At 65.6% G+C, this 15,374-nt stretch carries 14 protein-coding genes; 8 read left to right on the forward strand and 6 right to left on the reverse strand.

Annotation, left to right across the window (positions count from 1 at the left end; translation table 11 throughout):
- The first annotated feature begins 3 nt into the window (after nt 1-3).
- From LY284_RS26555 to LY284_RS26565, 3 genes are read left to right on the forward strand one after another with little or no spacing between them, the layout of a single operon-like run.
- Nucleotides 4-708 (forward strand): GntR family transcriptional regulator, encoded by a 705-nt coding sequence (locus LY284_RS26555; protein WP_233389033.1) that lies wholly within the window; start codon nt 4-6, stop codon nt 706-708.
- Between the two features lie 56 nt (nt 709-764).
- The gene (locus LY284_RS26560; protein WP_045459628.1) at nt 765-2,177 is read left to right on the forward strand and encodes an MFS transporter; all 1,413 of its coding nucleotides are present in this window, start codon (nt 765-767) and stop codon (nt 2,175-2,177) included.
- Nucleotides 2,178-2,197: 20 nt separating this feature from the next.
- Nucleotides 2,198-3,076 (forward strand): oxaloacetate decarboxylase, encoded by an 879-nt coding sequence (locus LY284_RS26565; protein ID WP_233389036.1) that lies wholly within the window; start codon nt 2,198-2,200, stop codon nt 3,074-3,076.
- A 33-nt stretch (nt 3,077-3,109) separates the two neighbouring features.
- Here the strand turns inward: LY284_RS26565 and LY284_RS26570 are convergent, their stop codons facing one another.
- Both LY284_RS26570 and katG read right to left on the reverse strand, forming a co-directional pair.
- Nucleotides 3,110-3,934, reverse strand: coding sequence for an oxaloacetate decarboxylase (locus LY284_RS26570; RefSeq protein WP_233389038.1), 825 nt, complete (start codon nt 3,932-3,934; stop codon nt 3,110-3,112).
- 180 nt (nt 3,935-4,114) lie between these two features.
- Nucleotides 4,115-6,379 (reverse strand): catalase/peroxidase HPI, encoded by a 2,265-nt coding sequence (katG, locus tag LY284_RS26575; protein ID WP_233389040.1) that lies wholly within the window; start codon nt 6,377-6,379, stop codon nt 4,115-4,117.
- Between the two features lie 285 nt (nt 6,380-6,664).
- On the opposite strand from katG, the gene LY284_RS26580 reads away from it, so the two are divergent.
- Nucleotides 6,665-7,126: a DUF6516 family protein gene (locus LY284_RS26580; RefSeq protein ID WP_233389042.1), complete on the forward strand. Its 462-nt coding sequence runs from the start codon at nt 6,665-6,667 to the stop codon at nt 7,124-7,126.
- A complete protein-coding gene (locus LY284_RS26585; RefSeq protein WP_233389043.1) occupies nt 7,123-7,602 on the forward strand; it encodes a transcriptional regulator in 480 nt (159 codons plus the stop codon). The genes LY284_RS26580 and LY284_RS26585 overlap by 4 nt, the downstream gene beginning before the upstream one ends.
- Here LY284_RS26585 and fae read toward each other — a convergent pair whose 3' ends face one another.
- Nucleotides 7,603-8,136, reverse strand: coding sequence for a formaldehyde-activating enzyme (gene fae, locus LY284_RS26590; RefSeq protein ID WP_053571869.1), 534 nt, complete (start codon nt 8,134-8,136; stop codon nt 7,603-7,605).
- A gap of 325 nt (nt 8,137-8,461) precedes the next feature.
- Here fae and LY284_RS26595 point away from each other — a divergent pair, with 325 nt between their 5' ends.
- Complete coding sequence (locus tag LY284_RS26595; protein ID WP_233389045.1) at nt 8,462-10,348, forward strand: feruloyl-CoA synthase; 1,887 nt, start codon at nt 8,462-8,464, stop codon at nt 10,346-10,348.
- A 67-nt stretch (nt 10,349-10,415) separates the two neighbouring features.
- Here the strand turns inward: LY284_RS26595 and LY284_RS26600 are convergent, their stop codons facing one another.
- A complete protein-coding gene (locus tag LY284_RS26600; protein WP_233389048.1) occupies nt 10,416-11,576 on the reverse strand; it encodes a CaiB/BaiF CoA-transferase family protein in 1,161 nt (386 codons plus the stop codon).
- A 145-nt stretch (nt 11,577-11,721) separates the two neighbouring features.
- Between LY284_RS26600 and LY284_RS26605 the strand changes: the two genes are divergently transcribed.
- Both LY284_RS26605 and LY284_RS26610 read left to right on the forward strand, forming a co-directional pair.
- On the forward strand, nt 11,722-12,975 hold the full coding sequence (locus LY284_RS26605) for an aconitase X (protein WP_233389050.1): 1,254 nt from the start codon (nt 11,722-11,724) through the stop codon (nt 12,973-12,975).
- The gene (locus tag LY284_RS26610) at nt 12,962-13,402 is read left to right on the forward strand and encodes an aconitase X swivel domain-containing protein (RefSeq protein WP_233389052.1); all 441 of its coding nucleotides are present in this window, start codon (nt 12,962-12,964) and stop codon (nt 13,400-13,402) included. Before LY284_RS26605 ends, LY284_RS26610 begins: the two co-directional genes overlap by 14 nt.
- Here the strand turns inward: LY284_RS26610 and LY284_RS26615 are convergent.
- Nucleotides 13,389-14,078: a GntR family transcriptional regulator gene (locus tag LY284_RS26615; protein ID WP_014253069.1), complete on the reverse strand. Its 690-nt coding sequence runs from the start codon at nt 14,076-14,078 to the stop codon at nt 13,389-13,391. The two genes, LY284_RS26610 and LY284_RS26615, sit on opposite strands and share 14 nt — an antisense overlap.
- Before the next feature lie 47 nt (nt 14,079-14,125).
- Entirely contained in the window at nt 14,126-15,361 is a 1,236-nt protein-coding gene (locus tag LY284_RS26620; protein ID WP_233389054.1) for an amidohydrolase family protein, read from the reverse strand.
- Between the last annotated feature and the right edge of the window lie 13 nt (nt 15,362-15,374).

A 15,374-nucleotide genomic window follows, 5' to 3' on the forward strand; every position in this document is an offset into this window, starting at 1 on the left:
GCCATGCCGCAGACTCAACCCGCTTTGCATACAATCCCGCCCGAACCCGCGCGTTCGGCAGACGACGTCTATCTCGCGATCAAAGACGCGCTCGCCGGCGGCCAGTACGGCGCGGGCCAGTATCTGCGCGAGGAACAGCTTGCAAAGGGCCTGGGCGTGAGCCGCACGCCGGTGCGCGAGGCGCTGCGCAGGCTCGACGCCGAAGGCTGGGTCGAAACGCGCCCGAACTACGGCGTGCGCGTGAAAGCGTGGACCTTGCAGGACGCGCGCGAAATCTTCGAAGCGCGGCTGCTCGTCGAGCCGTATCTGGCCGGGCGCGCGGCGCTTTCCATCGGCGCCGCGGACATCGCGCGCCTGAAAGCGCTCGCCGATGCGATGCTCGCCATCACGCAACATCCCTCGACGCCCGAAACCTGCGAAGCGTGGTTCACCGCGAACGGCGAATTCCACGCGATCATCACGGCCGCCGCGAACAACGCGCGCCTCGACCGTTCGCTGCGCTCGATGAAGGAAACGCCGCTCATCAAGTGGACCTTCGACACCTATAGCGACGAAGACCGCGAACGCAGCGCGCGCCAGCATTTCGAAATCGTTCTGGCGCTCGAACAGCGCAATGCCGCGTGGGCGGAAGCCGTCACGCGCTGCCATATCCTCGCCGCCGAAAAGGCGGTGCTCGACCGCTACGACAGAGAGCATCGCGCGCCCTGACACGCGCGGGCGGTCCGGGCCGCAACAGCATTACCAGAAATCCACTGGAGACACGCATGCTGAGCACCGATAGCACCACCATAAGCACCGTCAGCGCCGGACCACGGCTCGACCGGCTGCCCATTTCCGGTTTTCACAAGCGCGTGCTATGGCTCATCGGCGCGGGCATGTTTCTCGATTCCTTCGATATCTATCTCGCGGGCGGCGTGCTCGGCGCGCTCGCCAAGACCGGCTGGTCGACGATGCAGCTGAACGCCGCGTTTCTCTCGTCGACCTTCATCGGCATGTTGATCGGCGCGTTCACGGCGGGCGTGCTCGGCGATGCGAAAGGCCGCAAGTTCACCTATCAGTTCAATCTCGCGGTGTTCGGGCTCGCGTCGCTCGCGGGCGCGTTCGCGCCGGACATGACCTGGCTCATCGTCTGCCGCTTTTTCATGGGGCTGGGACTGGGCGCGGAGATCGTCGTGGGATACGGCTCCGTCGGCGAATTCATGCCGCCCGCGGTGCGCGGGAAATGGTCGGCGTATCTGTCGCTCATCACGAACTCGGCGCTCTTTTTCTCGACCTTTCTCGGCTATCTCATCATTCCGTCGATCGGCTGGCGCGCGATGTTCGCCATCGTCGGCATCGGCGCGCTGTTCGTGTGGGTGATCCGCAAGAAGATGCCCGAGTCACCGCGCTGGCTCGAATCGAAAGGCCGCTACGAAGAAGCCGAAGCGATCCTGCGCGACGCCGAAGCGGAATCGGCCAAGCGCTCGCCGCTCCCGCCCGTCGACGACGCGCCGCGCACGGTGACGAAGAAAACCACGCTGCTCGAACTCTTCTCGCCTTCGCAGATTCGCCGCACGTTTCTCGCGATCGTCGTGCAGATCACGATCAACATGGTGATCTACGGCTTCATCGTCTGGGTGCCGACGTTTCTGATGAAGCAGGGTATCGGCATGGCGTCGTCGCTCGGTTATACGACGCTGATGTCGCTCGGCGGCCCGGCGGGCGCGCTCATCGGCGTGCTGATCGCCGACAAGGTCGGGCGCAAGAACGGGCTGATCGCGGTGTCGGTGCTCGCGGCCGTGATCGGCTGGCTCTACGGCCACTCCACCGGCGTCGCGATGGCCACGCTGCTCGGCTTCCTGCTCTTCACGCTGACATATCTGATGGTCGCGCTCGGCGTCGCGACCTACGTGCCCGAGCTTTTCGCCACGGAAAACCGCATGCGCGGCAACGGCATCGCGGGTTGCGCGGGGCGTATCACCGGCATCTTCGCGCCGCAGCTCGTCGTCGTGATGTACGCCACGGGCGGCGTGAAAGACGTGCTTTCGATGATCATCGGCGCGCTGGTCGTGATGGCCGTCGTGCTGGCGGTGTTCGGCATCGAAACGAACCGGCGCTCGCTCGAAGACATCGCGCCCGCGCCGGATACGGATGGCGCGCTCGCGGCGTCGGCGGTCACGCGGGAATCGCATCGTTGAAACTTTCAGAGGACACACTCATGAGCGTCACGCACGAAAACAAGCGTCAGGCATTGAAAGCGCGATTCGCGCGCAAGGAAATCGTCACCGCGCCCGGCATCTTCGACATGGTGTCCGCGAAGATGGCCGACTCGATGGGCTTCGATTGCCTCTACATGACGGGCTTCGGCACGGTCGCGTCGTACCTCGGCCTGGCCGACGCGGGCCTCGCCACGTACACCGACATGGTCAATCGCGTCACGGCGTTTTGCGGCGGCACTCAAACGCCGATGATCTGCGACGGCGACACGGGTTACGGCGGCCTGCTCAACGTCGCGCATACGGTGCGAGGCTACGAGCACGCGGGCGCGGCGGGCATCCAGCTCGAAGATCAGGAGTTCCCGAAGAAATGCGGCCACACGCCGGGGCGGCGCGTGATCGCGCTCGAAGACATGGTGCGCAAGATCAAGGTCGCGGTGGAAAGCCGCAGCGACAGCAACTTTCAGATCGTCGCGAGAACGGATGCGCGGACCTCGCTCGGGCTCGACGAAGCGTTGCGTCGCGGCGAGGCGTACGCGAAGGCCGGCGCGGATGTGCTGTTCATCGAATCGCCGGAGAGTGTGGAAGAGCTGGAGAAGATCGGGCGCGCGTTCGATATGCCGCTGCTCGTGAATGTCGTCGAAGGCGGGCGCACGCCGCAATTGCCGCCTGCCGAATTGCAGCGGCTCGGCTTCTCGCTGGCGATTTATCCGGCGTCGGGGTTTCTCGCCGTCGCGAAGGCGCTCAAGGATGTGTACGGCGAGATCCTCGCGCAAAAGGGCACGGAAGGCGCTGCCGACGCGTTGTATTCGTTCTCCGGCATGTGCGAGCTGATGGGTTTTCCCGAGGTCTGGGCGTTCGACCGCGCGCACGCGGATTGAGCGCGCGGCTTCATTCGGAAGGGCCCGCGCCGGCTACGCGCGGCCCTCGAATATCGCATTGAGATCGTTCCCCGCTGCGGCGTCGCTGAAGCCGTCGAAACGTCCATCGGCGAGCCCTTGCGCCGCGCGCATGAACGAGCCCCACGCGGCCCGCGCGAGCGCGCCGCCGACACTTACGCGCCGCACGCCGAGCCCGGCCACGTCGCTCAATGTGAATTCGGAGACGCCGCCGATCAGCAGATTCACCGGCTTGGGGCCGGCCGCCTTGACGACCGCCTCGATCTGCTCGCGCGTCTTGATGCCGGGCGCATAGAGACAATCCGCGCCCGCGTCGGCGTAGGCCTTGAGACGCGCGATCGCATCGTCGATATCGGGCTTGCCGGCGAAGAAGTTTTCCGCGCGGCCGACGAGCAAGGTATCGCCGCCGCTTTCGTCGATCGCGCGCCGCGCCGCCTTCATGCGCGCGACGGCGACATCGATATCGAACAAAGGCGCCGCTGCGTCGCCCGTCGAATCTTCAATCGACAAGCCCGCCACGCCGGTCTGCACCGCGAGCTTCACGCTTTGCGCGACTTCTTCCGGGCTCGCGCCGAAACCGCTCTCGAAATCCGCGTTGACGGGCAGATCGGTGGCCTCGACCATCACGCGCAGATGCGCGAGCACGGCATCGCGCGAGACGTGATTGTCCGCGTGTCCTTGCGACCATGCGAAGCCCGAACTCGTCGTCGCGAGCGCCTTGAAGCCGAGCGTTTCGAGATAGCGCGCGGAACCGGCATCCCAGGGATTCGGCAACATGAAGCAACCGGATTCGTGCAGCGCGCGAAAAGCGGCGCGTTTCTCGGCGACGGTGCGGGGCATGGCGTGCCTCCTGTCGATGATCGGGCGGAACGTAGAAGATACGCGATTCGCCGCGAATGCGCTGCTCGATGCGTCGCAAGGCAATCAAGCGTGATTTCGTCTCCCGCCCATGTCTTCCCCCCAAAAAAAACGGCCCCGGAAAAACCGGAGCCGCTTCACGTCGCGAAGACGCCGCGAGGCTTACTTCTTCAGATCGAAGCGATCGAGGTTCATCACTTTCGTCCACGCTGCGACGAAATCCTTGACGAACTTCGCCTGCCCGTCGCTGCTCGCATAGACTTCGGACAGCGCACGCAGCACCGAATGCGACCCGAAGACCAGATCGACGCGGCTGCCCGTCCACTTCCGCTGCCCCGTCTTGCGATCGCGTCCCTCGAACACATCGCGGCTCGACGACAGCGGCAGCCATTCCGTGCCCATGTCGAGGAGATTGACGAAGAAGTCGTTCGTCAGCGTTCCGGGCCGGTCGGTCAGCACGCCATGCGGCGTCGTTCCGGCGGACACACCGACCGCGCGCAATCCACCGACGAGCGCCGTCATTTCCGGCGGGGTCAAGGTCAGCAGTTGCGCCTTGTCGATGAGAAGCGTCTCCGGCGACACGCGCACGTTGCCCTTGATGAAGTTGCGGAAGCCATCGGCGACGGGTTCCATCGCCGACATCGAGAGCACGTCGGTTTTTTCCTGCGTCGCGTCCATGCGGCCCGGCGTGAACGGCACGGTCACTTTCTGGCCGGCCTTCTCCGCTGCCTGCTCGATCGCCGCCCCGCCCGCGAGCACAACCAGGTCGGCAATCGAAATCTTCTTGCCGCCGGATTGCGCGCCGTTGAACGCCTTCTGAATGCCTTCCAGCGCCGTCAGCACCTTCGCGAGCTGCTCGGGCTGGTTCGCTTCCCAGTCCTTCTGCGGCGCAAGACGGATGCGCGCGCCATTCGCGCCGCCGCGCTTGTCGGAGCCACGGAACGTCGATGCCGACGCCCACGCCGCCGACACGAGCTCCGATGCGGACAGGCCCGCCGCCAGCACTTTCTGCTTGAGCGACGCGACATCCGCATCATCGACGAGCGGATGATCGACCTCCGGAATCGGGTCCTGCCACAGCAACTCTTCCTGCGGCACTTCCGGGCCGAGGTAGCGCGCCTTCGGGCCCATGTCGCGGTGCGTCAGCTTGAACCACGCGCGGGCGAAGGCATCGGCGAACTGGTCGGGGTTTTCCCAGAAGCGCTTCGAAATCTTCGCGTACTCCGGGTCGAGGCGTAGCGACAGGTCCGTCGTCAACATCGTCGGCTTGATCTTCTTCGACGGATCGTACGCGTGCGGAACCGTTTCGCCCGAATCCTTCGCGACCCACTGGTTCGCGCCCGCCGGGCTCTTCGTCAATTCATACTCGTAGCCGAACAGGTTCTCCCAGAAGCCTTGACCCCACTTCGTCGGCGTCGTGGTCCAGGTGACTTCGAGGCCGCTCGTGATGGTGTCCGCGCCCTTGCCGCTGCCGAAGCTGTTCTTCCAGCCGAGACCCATGTTCTCCAGATCGGCCGATTCCGGCTCCGGGCCGACGTTATCGGCCGGGCCCGCGCCATGCGTCTTGCCGAAGGTGTGGCCGCCCGCGATCAGCGCGACCGTTTCTTCGTCGTTCATCGCCATGCGCGCGAAGGTCTCGCGGATATCGTGCGCCGCCGCCAGCGGATCGGGATTGCCGTCGGGGCCTTCCGGATTGACATAAATCAGGCCCATCTGCACCGCGCCGAGCGGGTTTTCCAGATTGCGGCCGTTATCGGTGCGGCTGACTTCTTCGCCGTGCTTCTGTTCGTCGGCGGTGATCACGCCCTGGTCGTCGTCGTTGCCGGCCGCGCCCTTGCCGTAGCGGACATCGCCGCCGAGCCAGGTCTTTTCATTGCCCCAGTAGACGTCCTGGTCCGGTTCCCACGTGTCTTCGCGGCCGCCCGCGAAGCCGAAGGTCTTGAAGCCCATCGTTTCCAGCGCGACGTTGCCGGAAAGGATCAGCAGGTCGGCCCAGGAAATGTTCTGGCCGTACTTCTGCTTGACGGGCCAGAGCAGACGCCGCGCCTTGTCGAGGCTGACGTTGTCCGGCCAGCTATTGACCGGCGCAAAGCGCTGCTGGCCGCGACCGCCACCCCCCCGGCCATCGCCGATGCGATACGTACCGGCGCTATGCCACGCCATGCGGATAAAGAGCGGGCCATAGTGACCGAAGTCGGCAGGCCACCATTCCTGCGAATCGGTCATCAGCGCCGCGAGGTCTTTCTTGACCGCGGCGAGATCGAGGCGCTTGAACGCCTCGGCGTAGTCGAAGCCAGGGTCGAGCGGATTCGACTTGGTCGAATGCTGATTGAGCAGATCCACCCGTAGTTGCTTCGGCCACCAGTCACGGTTCGTCGTGCCTGTGCCTGCGGCATGAGTAAACGGACACTTCGATTCGTTCGACATGCGTTATCTCCTTGCGAGGACGTACCCACTAGTTGTTCTGCTACCGACTGCCAAAGAGAGCTCGCGGCCTGCATCGGGCGATGCGTGGATCGTCGAGACGGGCCTGTTCCACCTTAAAAAATACGTGAGAGCGACCCTCAATAGAATGCGATTTTTGCAATGCCGTTGATAGGAGACGGCTATAAGACGAAAAGCGCTTGCGAATTGCTCGCGGCTTGCTGCAGTGCAGAATGACGAAGGCTGCGGTTCGTCATGAAAGCTTCTTGCGGATCGTACGTGCCTCGCATGACGAGACAGGGTCTTTCAGTCTATCAGCGTCTCGCGCGCTTGGCTGATGAAATGCGCGAACGCCGAATCCGGCGATGCGTCAAGTCGTCCGTTCGGGAAATGGTCGGCGGCGTCGAGATGTTGGAGTATTTGACAACACACGAGGGTGTTGTCAAAATGTCCAACAGAAAAGCCATCAGAATTGTAGAAAGACGCGAGGAAGCAGGTCCCGGAGGGTTCGTTGAACTGAATATCTGGAAAGTTCCCGAACCCGTCCCGGGTTGTACGCATTCATACAAGTACAGGCTCGCCTACGTTGTGGACGGCGAGTGTGTGCTGCGTTATGACAATGAACGGGGCAAGGGCGATCACCGTCATTTCGTGAGCGCCGAGACGCCCTATGAATTCAGGTCGGTCAAGCAATTGAGCGCCGACTTATTTTTGAACGTGCAGGTGTGGAACAGGTGGAGGTCGAGATGAATGAGACCGTGAGAATTGGCATCGCTACGATGGAAGAATTCGCTCAGCAGACGCTGGCCGAACTCGATACCGGCAAGTACCACGGCGCTTTCTTCGGCTACGCCACCCCCGAACTGCTGTTTCGCACCTTCACCACGCCGCGCTGGCAGATCATCCGCGCGATGACCGGCGCGGGTCCGATGTCGATCCGCGAACTGTCGCGGCGGCTCGAGCGCGATGTGAAAGGCGTGCATCGCGATGTCAAGGCGCTGCTCGAAGCCGGCCTGCTTCAACACGACGAACAGGGCGGCATCGTGTTTCCCTACAACACCGTGCACGTCAATTTCACGTTGACGGCGGCCGATCTCGCGCTGCCCGGCGCCGCGTCGGGCAAGACGGCCGAATCCGCGATCGATGAAAGCAGCGCGCCATCGCGCCGCCCGCGCCGCCGCGCCGCGCCGCGAAAACGCGAGCCGCGTCCCACGGGAAGCCGCTGATCAGCTCCAGTCGTCCATGTCGTGTTTGATGCTGTGCCGGTTCGCGATGAGTTCGTCGACGCTCGGCTCGTTGTTCATCGCGCGCTGGATGGCGAGCTTCGTCGCTTCGTAATTGGTGCGGTACATGTCCTTCTTGTCGAGGTTCGCGTCCGTCGCGCAACGCGGATCGATCCACACCAGGCTGATGATGCACAGCTCGTTCGCCTGATCCTTCGGCAAGATGCCCTCGATCAGACAATCGACGACGGCATCGGCGGTTGCGGACTGCACCACGCCGCCGAACAGGTCGATGTTCGCCATGTCCTTCAGCGTGACCTTCGGAACGATCATCGTCGCGGGGCGCACGAGCTGGTTGCACGCCCGGATCGCGAACATGGCGGTGTGACCTTTCGACTGCGCCATCATGTTGGCGAACGCGTGGCCGACCGGGCCGTCGACGCGGCCGATCAGAATCTCCGGCATGGCGTCGGTCGCTTGTCCGGGCGCGGCCAGCACGGTTGCCTCGCCGGCGCGAAACGTCAGATCCAGACTCATGAGCACTCTCCTTGAAGGGCTGAACGAGGGTTCGAAAGACCAAGGGAACACCCCCATGCAAGGACGATGCCATTCGCGCGAACAAGCCCGTGGAGGCGCATCCGCCGCTCGCGCCAAGACAGACTGTCCGCGCGGCGTGACACATTGCGCGGGACGCGTTTTCCCTGTCCTCCCTGTTTCGGGTGGCGATGCCATTCACGCGCGCACTTAATGTAGAACCGGGCGGCCGCGTTTCGCGCAGGCGAGCGCGGCCAGAACTTCGCACAAGGGCGCGGGGCTTTGCACCCCGCGTCCGGCAGGCATTCATGCTCGGGAGACAGATGCAATGAGCACGCTCGAAGCAAGCGGCAAGGTGTCGCCGTCCTATCGCCCCGTGCGGTTTCCCGAGCGCGAGACGCTCGTGGAGCGCCGCGCGGACGGCACGCTGATTCTGCGCAGCGCTCGCGCGCTGCCCCGCATCGAACAGCGTTCGTTCGTGGACTTCGTTGCGCTCTGGGCCGCGCGACGCGGCGACACCGCCGCGTTTTGCGAGCGCGACGCACAGGGCGAATGGCGCTCGCTCAGCTGGACCGAACTGTGGCGGCAAGTGCGGTCGGTGGCGGCCGCGCTGCTGGAAGCAGGACTGAACGCGCAACGTCCGCTCATGTTGCTGTCGGGCAATTCCATCGAGCAGGCCGTGGCGCTGCTCGCGGCGGAATACGTGGGCATTCCGGCCGCGCCGGTCTCGCCGCCCTATGCGCTGGCGAGCAAGGACTTCGCGCGCCTGAAGGCCGTCTGCGCGTCGGTGCCTCCGGGCGGGATCTTCGTGCAGTCGGCCGCGCCGTATGCGCCGGCGCTCGCGTCGATCGATTTCGCAGACGCGCCCGTCATCGCGGTCGAGGGCGCGCGGCAAGGACAGCTCGCGTGGCAAACGCTGGCGCATCGTCCGCTCGATGAAACCGCAAAAAGCGCAGTCGAACGCGCACACGCCGCCATCCGGACCGACGACACCGCCCGCGTGCTCTTCACTTCCGGCTCGACCGGTCTGCCGAAAGCCGTGCGGCTCACGTACGGCAATCTCGGCGCGGTCGCCGCGTATTTCTCGGACAACCTCGCATGGCTGCACGACGCGCAGCCGGTGTTTCTCGACTGGCTGCCGTGGCATCACGGACTGGGCGGCGTGCTGCACTTCGGCCGCGCGATCCAGTTCGGCGCGACGCATTACATCGACGATGGCCGGCCCGTTGCCGGGATGATCGAGCGCACGGTGCGCAATCTGCGCGACGTGTCGCCGACCATTTTCGCGACCGTGCCGTCCGCGTGGACCGTGCTCGCCACGGAACTCGAACGGGATCGGAAGCTCGCGGAAAGTCTCTTCGCCCGCGCGAGCTTCTTCGGCTACGGCGGCGCGAGCCTGCCGGCGGACGTGTGCAATCGCATCCAGACCGTCGCGCAGGAGACGATCGGCGAGCGCATCGCGTTCTGCACCGGTCTTGCAGCGACGGAAACGTGCGGCATGGGCACGTACTGCAGCTGGCCGACGGACGCGCCGGGCAACATCGGCACGCCTGCGCTGGGCTCGGAAGTGAAGCTCGTGCCGCTTGAAGGCGGCGGCGGCCGCTATGAAATCCGCCTGCGCGGCCCGAACGTGTTCGGCGGTTATATCGGCCAGCCGGAACTGACCGCGGCCGCATTCGACGAAGAAGGTTTCTTCCGCTTCGGCGACGCCGTGCGTCTTGCCGATCCCGCCGACCCGGCGCAAGGCATGATCTTCGCCGGACGCACGGTCGAGGACTTCAAGCTCGCGAATGGCTCCTGGGTGCGCACGGGCGCGGTGCGGCTCGCGCTCATCGACGGCTGCGCGCCGCTCCTGTCCGACGCCGTGATCTGCGGGCACGACCGCGACTATCTGGCGGCGCTCGCATGGCCGAACGTCGCGGCGTGCCGGCGCATCGCGCCCGAACTCGAAGCGCTGGACGCGGACGCGCTCGTCGCGCATCCGCTCGTCGTCGCCGAATTGAGCCGGCGTCTTGCGCGGCAGAAGGCAGGCGGCGCCACGCTCGTCATCGAGCGGCTGATGCTGATGGCCGAGCCGCCCTCGCTCGACGCCAATGAAATCGCCGACAAGGGCTACGTCAATCAGGCGATGGCGCGAACCCGCCGCGCGCATCTGATCGACGCGTTATATCAGGCCGCTCCGGCTTCACATATCGCGCGTCGCGCGAGCGACTGAGCACGCGAGCCGCGGGCCGCGAGCCGCCGGCAAACGCCGCATGCAGGCTCGCGGCGTTCCCCCTTGCTCAGTCTTCCGCGACGAACCCCAGCCCGCGCGCCTGCAAGCCCAAGATGCGCGCGTCGTCGAATCCCCACTCTTCCAACGCTTCCCGTCCGCCCTCTCCGCGCTGCGGCACCGGCCGCGAGATCCGCGACGGCGTGCGCGAAAAGCGCGGCGCGGGGCCGGGCTGCACGATGCCATCGAATTCGACGAAACTCCCGCGCGCCCGATGATGCGGATGCGTCGGCGCCTCCGAAAATCCCAGCACCGGCGCGACACAGGCATCGCTTCCGTCGAACACGCGGCACCATTCCTCGCGCGTGCGCCCGGCGAACACCGCCGCGAATCGCTGCCTCAGCACCGGCCATCCCGCCCGGTCGTGCTGCGCGGGCAAATCTTCATCGGCGAGTTCAAGCTTCTCCAGCAACTCCGAATAGAAGCGCGCCTCCACCGCGCCGACGGCCATGTAGTGCCCGTCCCGCGTGCGATAGCTGTCGTACCACGGCGTGCCGCCGTCGAGCAGATTGCTTTCGCGCGTCTCGCGCCAGTTGCCCGATGCGAGCAAGCCCCAGACCGTCGTGCCGAGTTGCGCGGCGCCTTCGATCATCGCGGCATCGACCACTTGCCCCGCGCCGCCGCGCTGCGCGTCGAAGAGCGCTGCCACCACGCCGAGCGCGAGCAGCATGCCGCCGCCACCGTAATCGCCGACGAGATTCAGCGGCGGCACCGGCGCCTCGCCCGCGCGGCCGATGCCGGACAGCACGCCCGACAGCGCGACGTAGTTCAGATCGTGGCCGGCGCGCGCGGCGAGCGGCCCCGTCTGGCCCCAGCCCGTCATGCGCCCGTACACGAGCCGCGGATTGCGCGCGAGCGCCACGTCGGGGCCGAGCCCGAGCCGCTCCATCGTGCCCGGGCGAAACCCTTCGACGACGATATCGGCCTTCGACATCAGGTCGAGCGCGGCATCGGCCGATTCGCGCTTCTTCAGGTCGAGCGTGATCGAACGCCGCCCGCGTCCCATCACGTTCTTGTGCTTGCCGCTGACCTTCGGGCCGAGATCGGCCGCCGCGACGGGCCGGTCGATGCGCAGCACATCCGCGCCCATATCGGCGAGCAACATGCAGCCGAACGGCGCGGGACCGATCGCCTCGAACTCCAGAACCCGAACTCCGCTCAATACGCCCATGACGACTTCCCTCCAGATTTGAAAGATTCACGCGCGTCCAGTAAGCCAGATTCCGCGCCGCACGGGACCACCCCGCGCGGGTAGATCGATTCCGCCCGATCCGTTATCCTGCGACGACATCCTCAAGCGCTGGTCATCGGAGCCGATGCTTACTCTTTCCCCACGCGACACCGCCATGCTCGGCGGCGATTTCGGCGACGGCCTCGCGCTCGCGATGCGCATCGTCGCGGCGACGGCGCGCGTCATGGACGCCGAAACGCTCATCGACATTGCCTGCGCACATATCGACGGCTGTCTCTATCACGGCGCCGCGAGCCTCGATTTCGTCGAGCGCTTCGTGGCGAGCGGCGCGAAGGTCGCCGTGCCGACCACGCTCAATGTCGGCTCGCTCGATCTCATTCATCCCGAACTCTTTCGCGGCGACGCCGCCATCGCGAGCGCGGGCACGCGGCTCATGAAGGCGCATGTCGAACTCGGCTGCGAGGCGAGCTTCACGTGCGCGCCGTATCAGTTGAAGCATCGGCCGAAGCTCGGCGAGCAGATTGCATGGGCCGAATCGAACGCGATCGTCTTCGCCAACTCCGTGCTCGGCGCGCGCACGAGCCGCTATGGCGATTTCCTCGATCTCGCCGCCGCCATCACCGGCCGCGTGCCCAACGCGGGCCTGCACGTGAGCGCGAACCGCGCGGCGCGCATCGTGATCGAAGCGCCGGACTTGCGCGCCTCGCCGCATCGCGATGCGGATTTCGCCGCGCTCGGCTTTCTGCTCGGCCACGAAGCCGGCGCGACCATCGCGGCCATCACGAATCTGCCCGGCGACACCACCGAAGACGAGCTGAAGGCGCTCGGCGCGGCGGCGGCATCGAGCGGCGCGGTGGCGCTGTTTCACGCGGTCGGCATCACGCCCGAAGCCGCGACGCTCGATCTCGCGTTGCAGGGCCACGCGCCCGAACGCACGCTTGCCGTGAGCGCGGTGGATCTTCACGCGGTGCGCAAGCGCTGGAATCGCGCGAAGCCCGGCGATGCGCTCGCCGCCGTGAGTCTCGGCACGCCGCATTTCTCCGTCGATGAATTCCGCGCGCTCGACGCGCTCTTCGATCAGCACGAAGGCGCGCCACGCTGCGACGTCTATGTGAACACGAGCCGCTTCGTGCTCTGGCAGCTCGAAGCGGAAGGCATTGCGCACAGGCTCGCCGCGCGCCGCGTGCAGATCGTCGTGGACACGTGCACGTACATCACGCCGGTGATGAAGCAGATCAGCGGGCTCGTGATGACCAACTCGGGCAAATGGGCGCACTACGCGCCGGCGAATATCGGCGTGACCGTCGCGTTCGGCAGCATGAGCGAATGTGTGCGATCGGCGTTCGAAGGAAAGGTGTGCATCGATGAACTCGTTTGAAGCCGTCACGCTCGTGCCGGGACGCGCGCGCGCCGCGGCCATCGCGTTGCCGCCGCTCAGCTTCTGGGGAGGCTATGACGCCGGACGCGGCGTGATCGTCGATGCCACGCATGCCGGTCTCGGCCAAAGTCTCGCGTCGCGCATTCTCGTGATGCCGCGGGCGCGCGGATCGAGTTCCAGCAGCAGCGTGCTGGCCGAAGCGTTGCGCAACGGCACCGGGCCCGCCGGCATCGTGCTCGCGGAGCGCGATCTCATCCTGTCGATCGGGGCGATCGTCGCAAACGAGCTCTATGCGTCGAACGTGCCCGTCGTGATGGTCGATGAAGCCGCGTTCGCGCAACTCGCTTGCGTCGAAGCGCACCTCGACATCGAAATCGATGCCCGCGATGCGGCACAGCCCGCGACGGTGCGCTTCATCGCGCCATGATCGTCTCGACCACCGATATGATCTGCTGGCCCGCCGTCTTCACGTGCTGTTCGAGCAGCTTCGCGCCGAGCTTCGCATCGCGCTTGCGGCACGCGTCGATCAGGTTCATGTGTTCGTCGTGCGATTGCTCGCGGATCGGCACCTGCACGACCTGAAAGCGGAAGTAGCGGTCGCTGCGATCGTGCAGCACGCGCAGCATTTGCAGCGTGATGTCGCGCCGCGCGGGCAGATAAAGCGTTTCATGCAGACGCCAGTTCAGTTGACCCCAGACGCCCGAATCCGCATCGTCCATGTCGCGCACGAGCCGTTCGGCCTTCGCGATTTCGGCTTCGGTGATGCGCGGAATCGCCTGCGAAAAAAGCCACGGCTCCAGCCGCAGGCGAATCTCGAACGTCTCCTGCACCTCTTCGATCGACAGCTCCGCGACATACGCGCCCTTGTGCGGCACTTTCGTCAGCAGGCCTTCGCCGGTCAGCCGCGTGATCGCCTCGCGCACCGGCACGCGGCTCACGCCGAGTTCGTCGGCGAGCGCTTCCTGGCGCAGCACTTCGCCCGGCGCGAGATCGCCCGACAGGATGCGTTGCCGCAGCGCCGTCGTGACGAGCTCGACCGTCGTCGTGCGCACGATCTTGTGCGTGGAGTCGCTTGGGCTCGGATTCGTGGCGACGCGAGACATGGCTTTTCGGTGCTATTCGAAGGGTTGCGGCATCGTAGCACGCGGTTTCACAGCAAAGTCTGACGCACCCACGCGCCATTCTTCATCACCCCCGCGATGCGCTCGCCCTGCCCCGTCAGCACGCGAATATCCTTCAGCGGATCGCCATCGACCACGAGCAGATCCGCATACGCGTTGGCCGCGATCACGCCGAGCTTGCCCTTCATGTTGACGATCTCCGCGCCGGTCGCCGTCGCTTGCCGGATGACCTCGAATGCGCCGACGATATCCGCGCGTATCGAGAGTTCATCGCTCTGATACTGATGCATGTCGCCGAGCAGATCCGTGCCGAGGCCGATCTTCACGCCAAGGCCGTGCAGCATCGCGAGCGCTTCGAGACCGCGCTTGCGCACCGATTCGTTCTTGTCGAGCGTGTCTTGCGCGAGTCCCATTTGCGCGCCGACCTTCGACATCGCGTCATACGTGACGAGTGTCGGCACCGCATACGCGCCGTGCTCCGCCATGACCTTCGCGGCGTCTTCATCGGCGAGATTGCCGTGCTCGATGGTGCGCACGCCGAGCTTCACCACGCGCGCGATCGCTTTCGGCGTGTACGCATGCGCCATCACGTAGGTCTGATGCGACTCCGCTTCCTCGACGGCGGCCTTCACCTCATCGACGGAGAATTGCAGATTGCCGATGGGATCGGTCGGCGACGCCACGCCGCCCGACGCCATGATCTTGATGTGATGCGCCCCCGCGCGCATTTCCTCGCGCACGGCTCGGCGCATTTCATCGACGCCGTCGACCACGCGGCCGATCGCGCCCATGTTGCGGTTGCAGCCGCACGGGTCGGGGTCCGAGTTGTCGAAGCGCTCGCGAAAATCGCCGTGGCCGCCGGTCTGCGAAAGCGCCTTGCCCGCGACGAAGAGGCGCGGCCCGGCGATGGTGCCGTCTTCGATCGAACGCGAGAGCGCGTAGTCCGCGCCGCCCGCATCGCGCACGGTCGTGAAGCCGCGATTGAGCATGCCCGCGAGAATCGGCACCGCGCGCAAGACGGCGAACGTATTCGGCAAACGGCTGTTGTTGCCGAGATGCGCAACCGATGCGATCACATGCGCGTGGCAGTCGATCATGCCGGGCATCACCGTCCTGCCGCCGACATCGATGACCTTTGCGCCGCTCGCCTCGACTGGCTCGCGCGTGACTTCGCGAATCGTGTCGCCTTCGATCACGATCGAATAGCGGCCGTCGTCGCGCTCGTGATCGGCGTCGAGCACGCGGGCGTTCTTCAGTATCAGCATGACGTGAATCTCC

Source organism: Caballeronia sp. PC1 (assembly GCF_021353155.1).
Lineage (GTDB): Bacteria > Pseudomonadota > Gammaproteobacteria > Burkholderiales > Burkholderiaceae > Caballeronia > Caballeronia cordobensis.

Bases quoted from the DNA above. Each gene is read 5' to 3' on its own strand.
- LY284_RS26555 (WP_233389033.1), top strand. From the start codon at position 4: ATGCCGCAGACTCAACCCGCTTTGCATACAATCCCGCCCGAACCCGCG.
- LY284_RS26560 (WP_045459628.1), top strand. From the start codon at position 765: ATGCTGAGCACCGATAGCACCACCATAAGCACCGTCAGCGCCGGACCA.
- LY284_RS26565 (WP_233389036.1), top strand. From the start codon at position 2,198: ATGAGCGTCACGCACGAAAACAAGCGTCAGGCATTGAAAGCGCGATTC.
- LY284_RS26570 (WP_233389038.1), bottom strand. From the start codon at position 3,934: ATGCCCCGCACCGTCGCCGAGAAACGCGCCGCTTTTCGCGCGCTGCAC.
- katG (WP_233389040.1), bottom strand. From the start codon at position 6,379: ATGTCGAACGAATCGAAGTGTCCGTTTACTCATGCCGCAGGCACAGGC.
- LY284_RS26580 (WP_233389042.1), top strand. From the start codon at position 6,665: ATGACGAGACAGGGTCTTTCAGTCTATCAGCGTCTCGCGCGCTTGGCT.
- LY284_RS26585 (WP_233389043.1), top strand. From the start codon at position 7,123: ATGAATGAGACCGTGAGAATTGGCATCGCTACGATGGAAGAATTCGCT.
- fae (WP_053571869.1), bottom strand. From the start codon at position 8,136: ATGAGTCTGGATCTGACGTTTCGCGCCGGCGAGGCAACCGTGCTGGCC.
- LY284_RS26595 (WP_233389045.1), top strand. From the start codon at position 8,462: ATGAGCACGCTCGAAGCAAGCGGCAAGGTGTCGCCGTCCTATCGCCCC.
- LY284_RS26600 (WP_233389048.1), bottom strand. From the start codon at position 11,576: ATGGGCGTATTGAGCGGAGTTCGGGTTCTGGAGTTCGAGGCGATCGGT.
- LY284_RS26605 (WP_233389050.1), top strand. From the start codon at position 11,722: ATGCTTACTCTTTCCCCACGCGACACCGCCATGCTCGGCGGCGATTTC.
- LY284_RS26610 (WP_233389052.1), top strand. From the start codon at position 12,962: ATGAACTCGTTTGAAGCCGTCACGCTCGTGCCGGGACGCGCGCGCGCC.
- LY284_RS26615 (WP_014253069.1), bottom strand. From the start codon at position 14,078: ATGTCTCGCGTCGCCACGAATCCGAGCCCAAGCGACTCCACGCACAAG.
- LY284_RS26620 (WP_233389054.1), bottom strand. From the start codon at position 15,361: ATGCTGATACTGAAGAACGCCCGCGTGCTCGACGCCGATCACGAGCGC.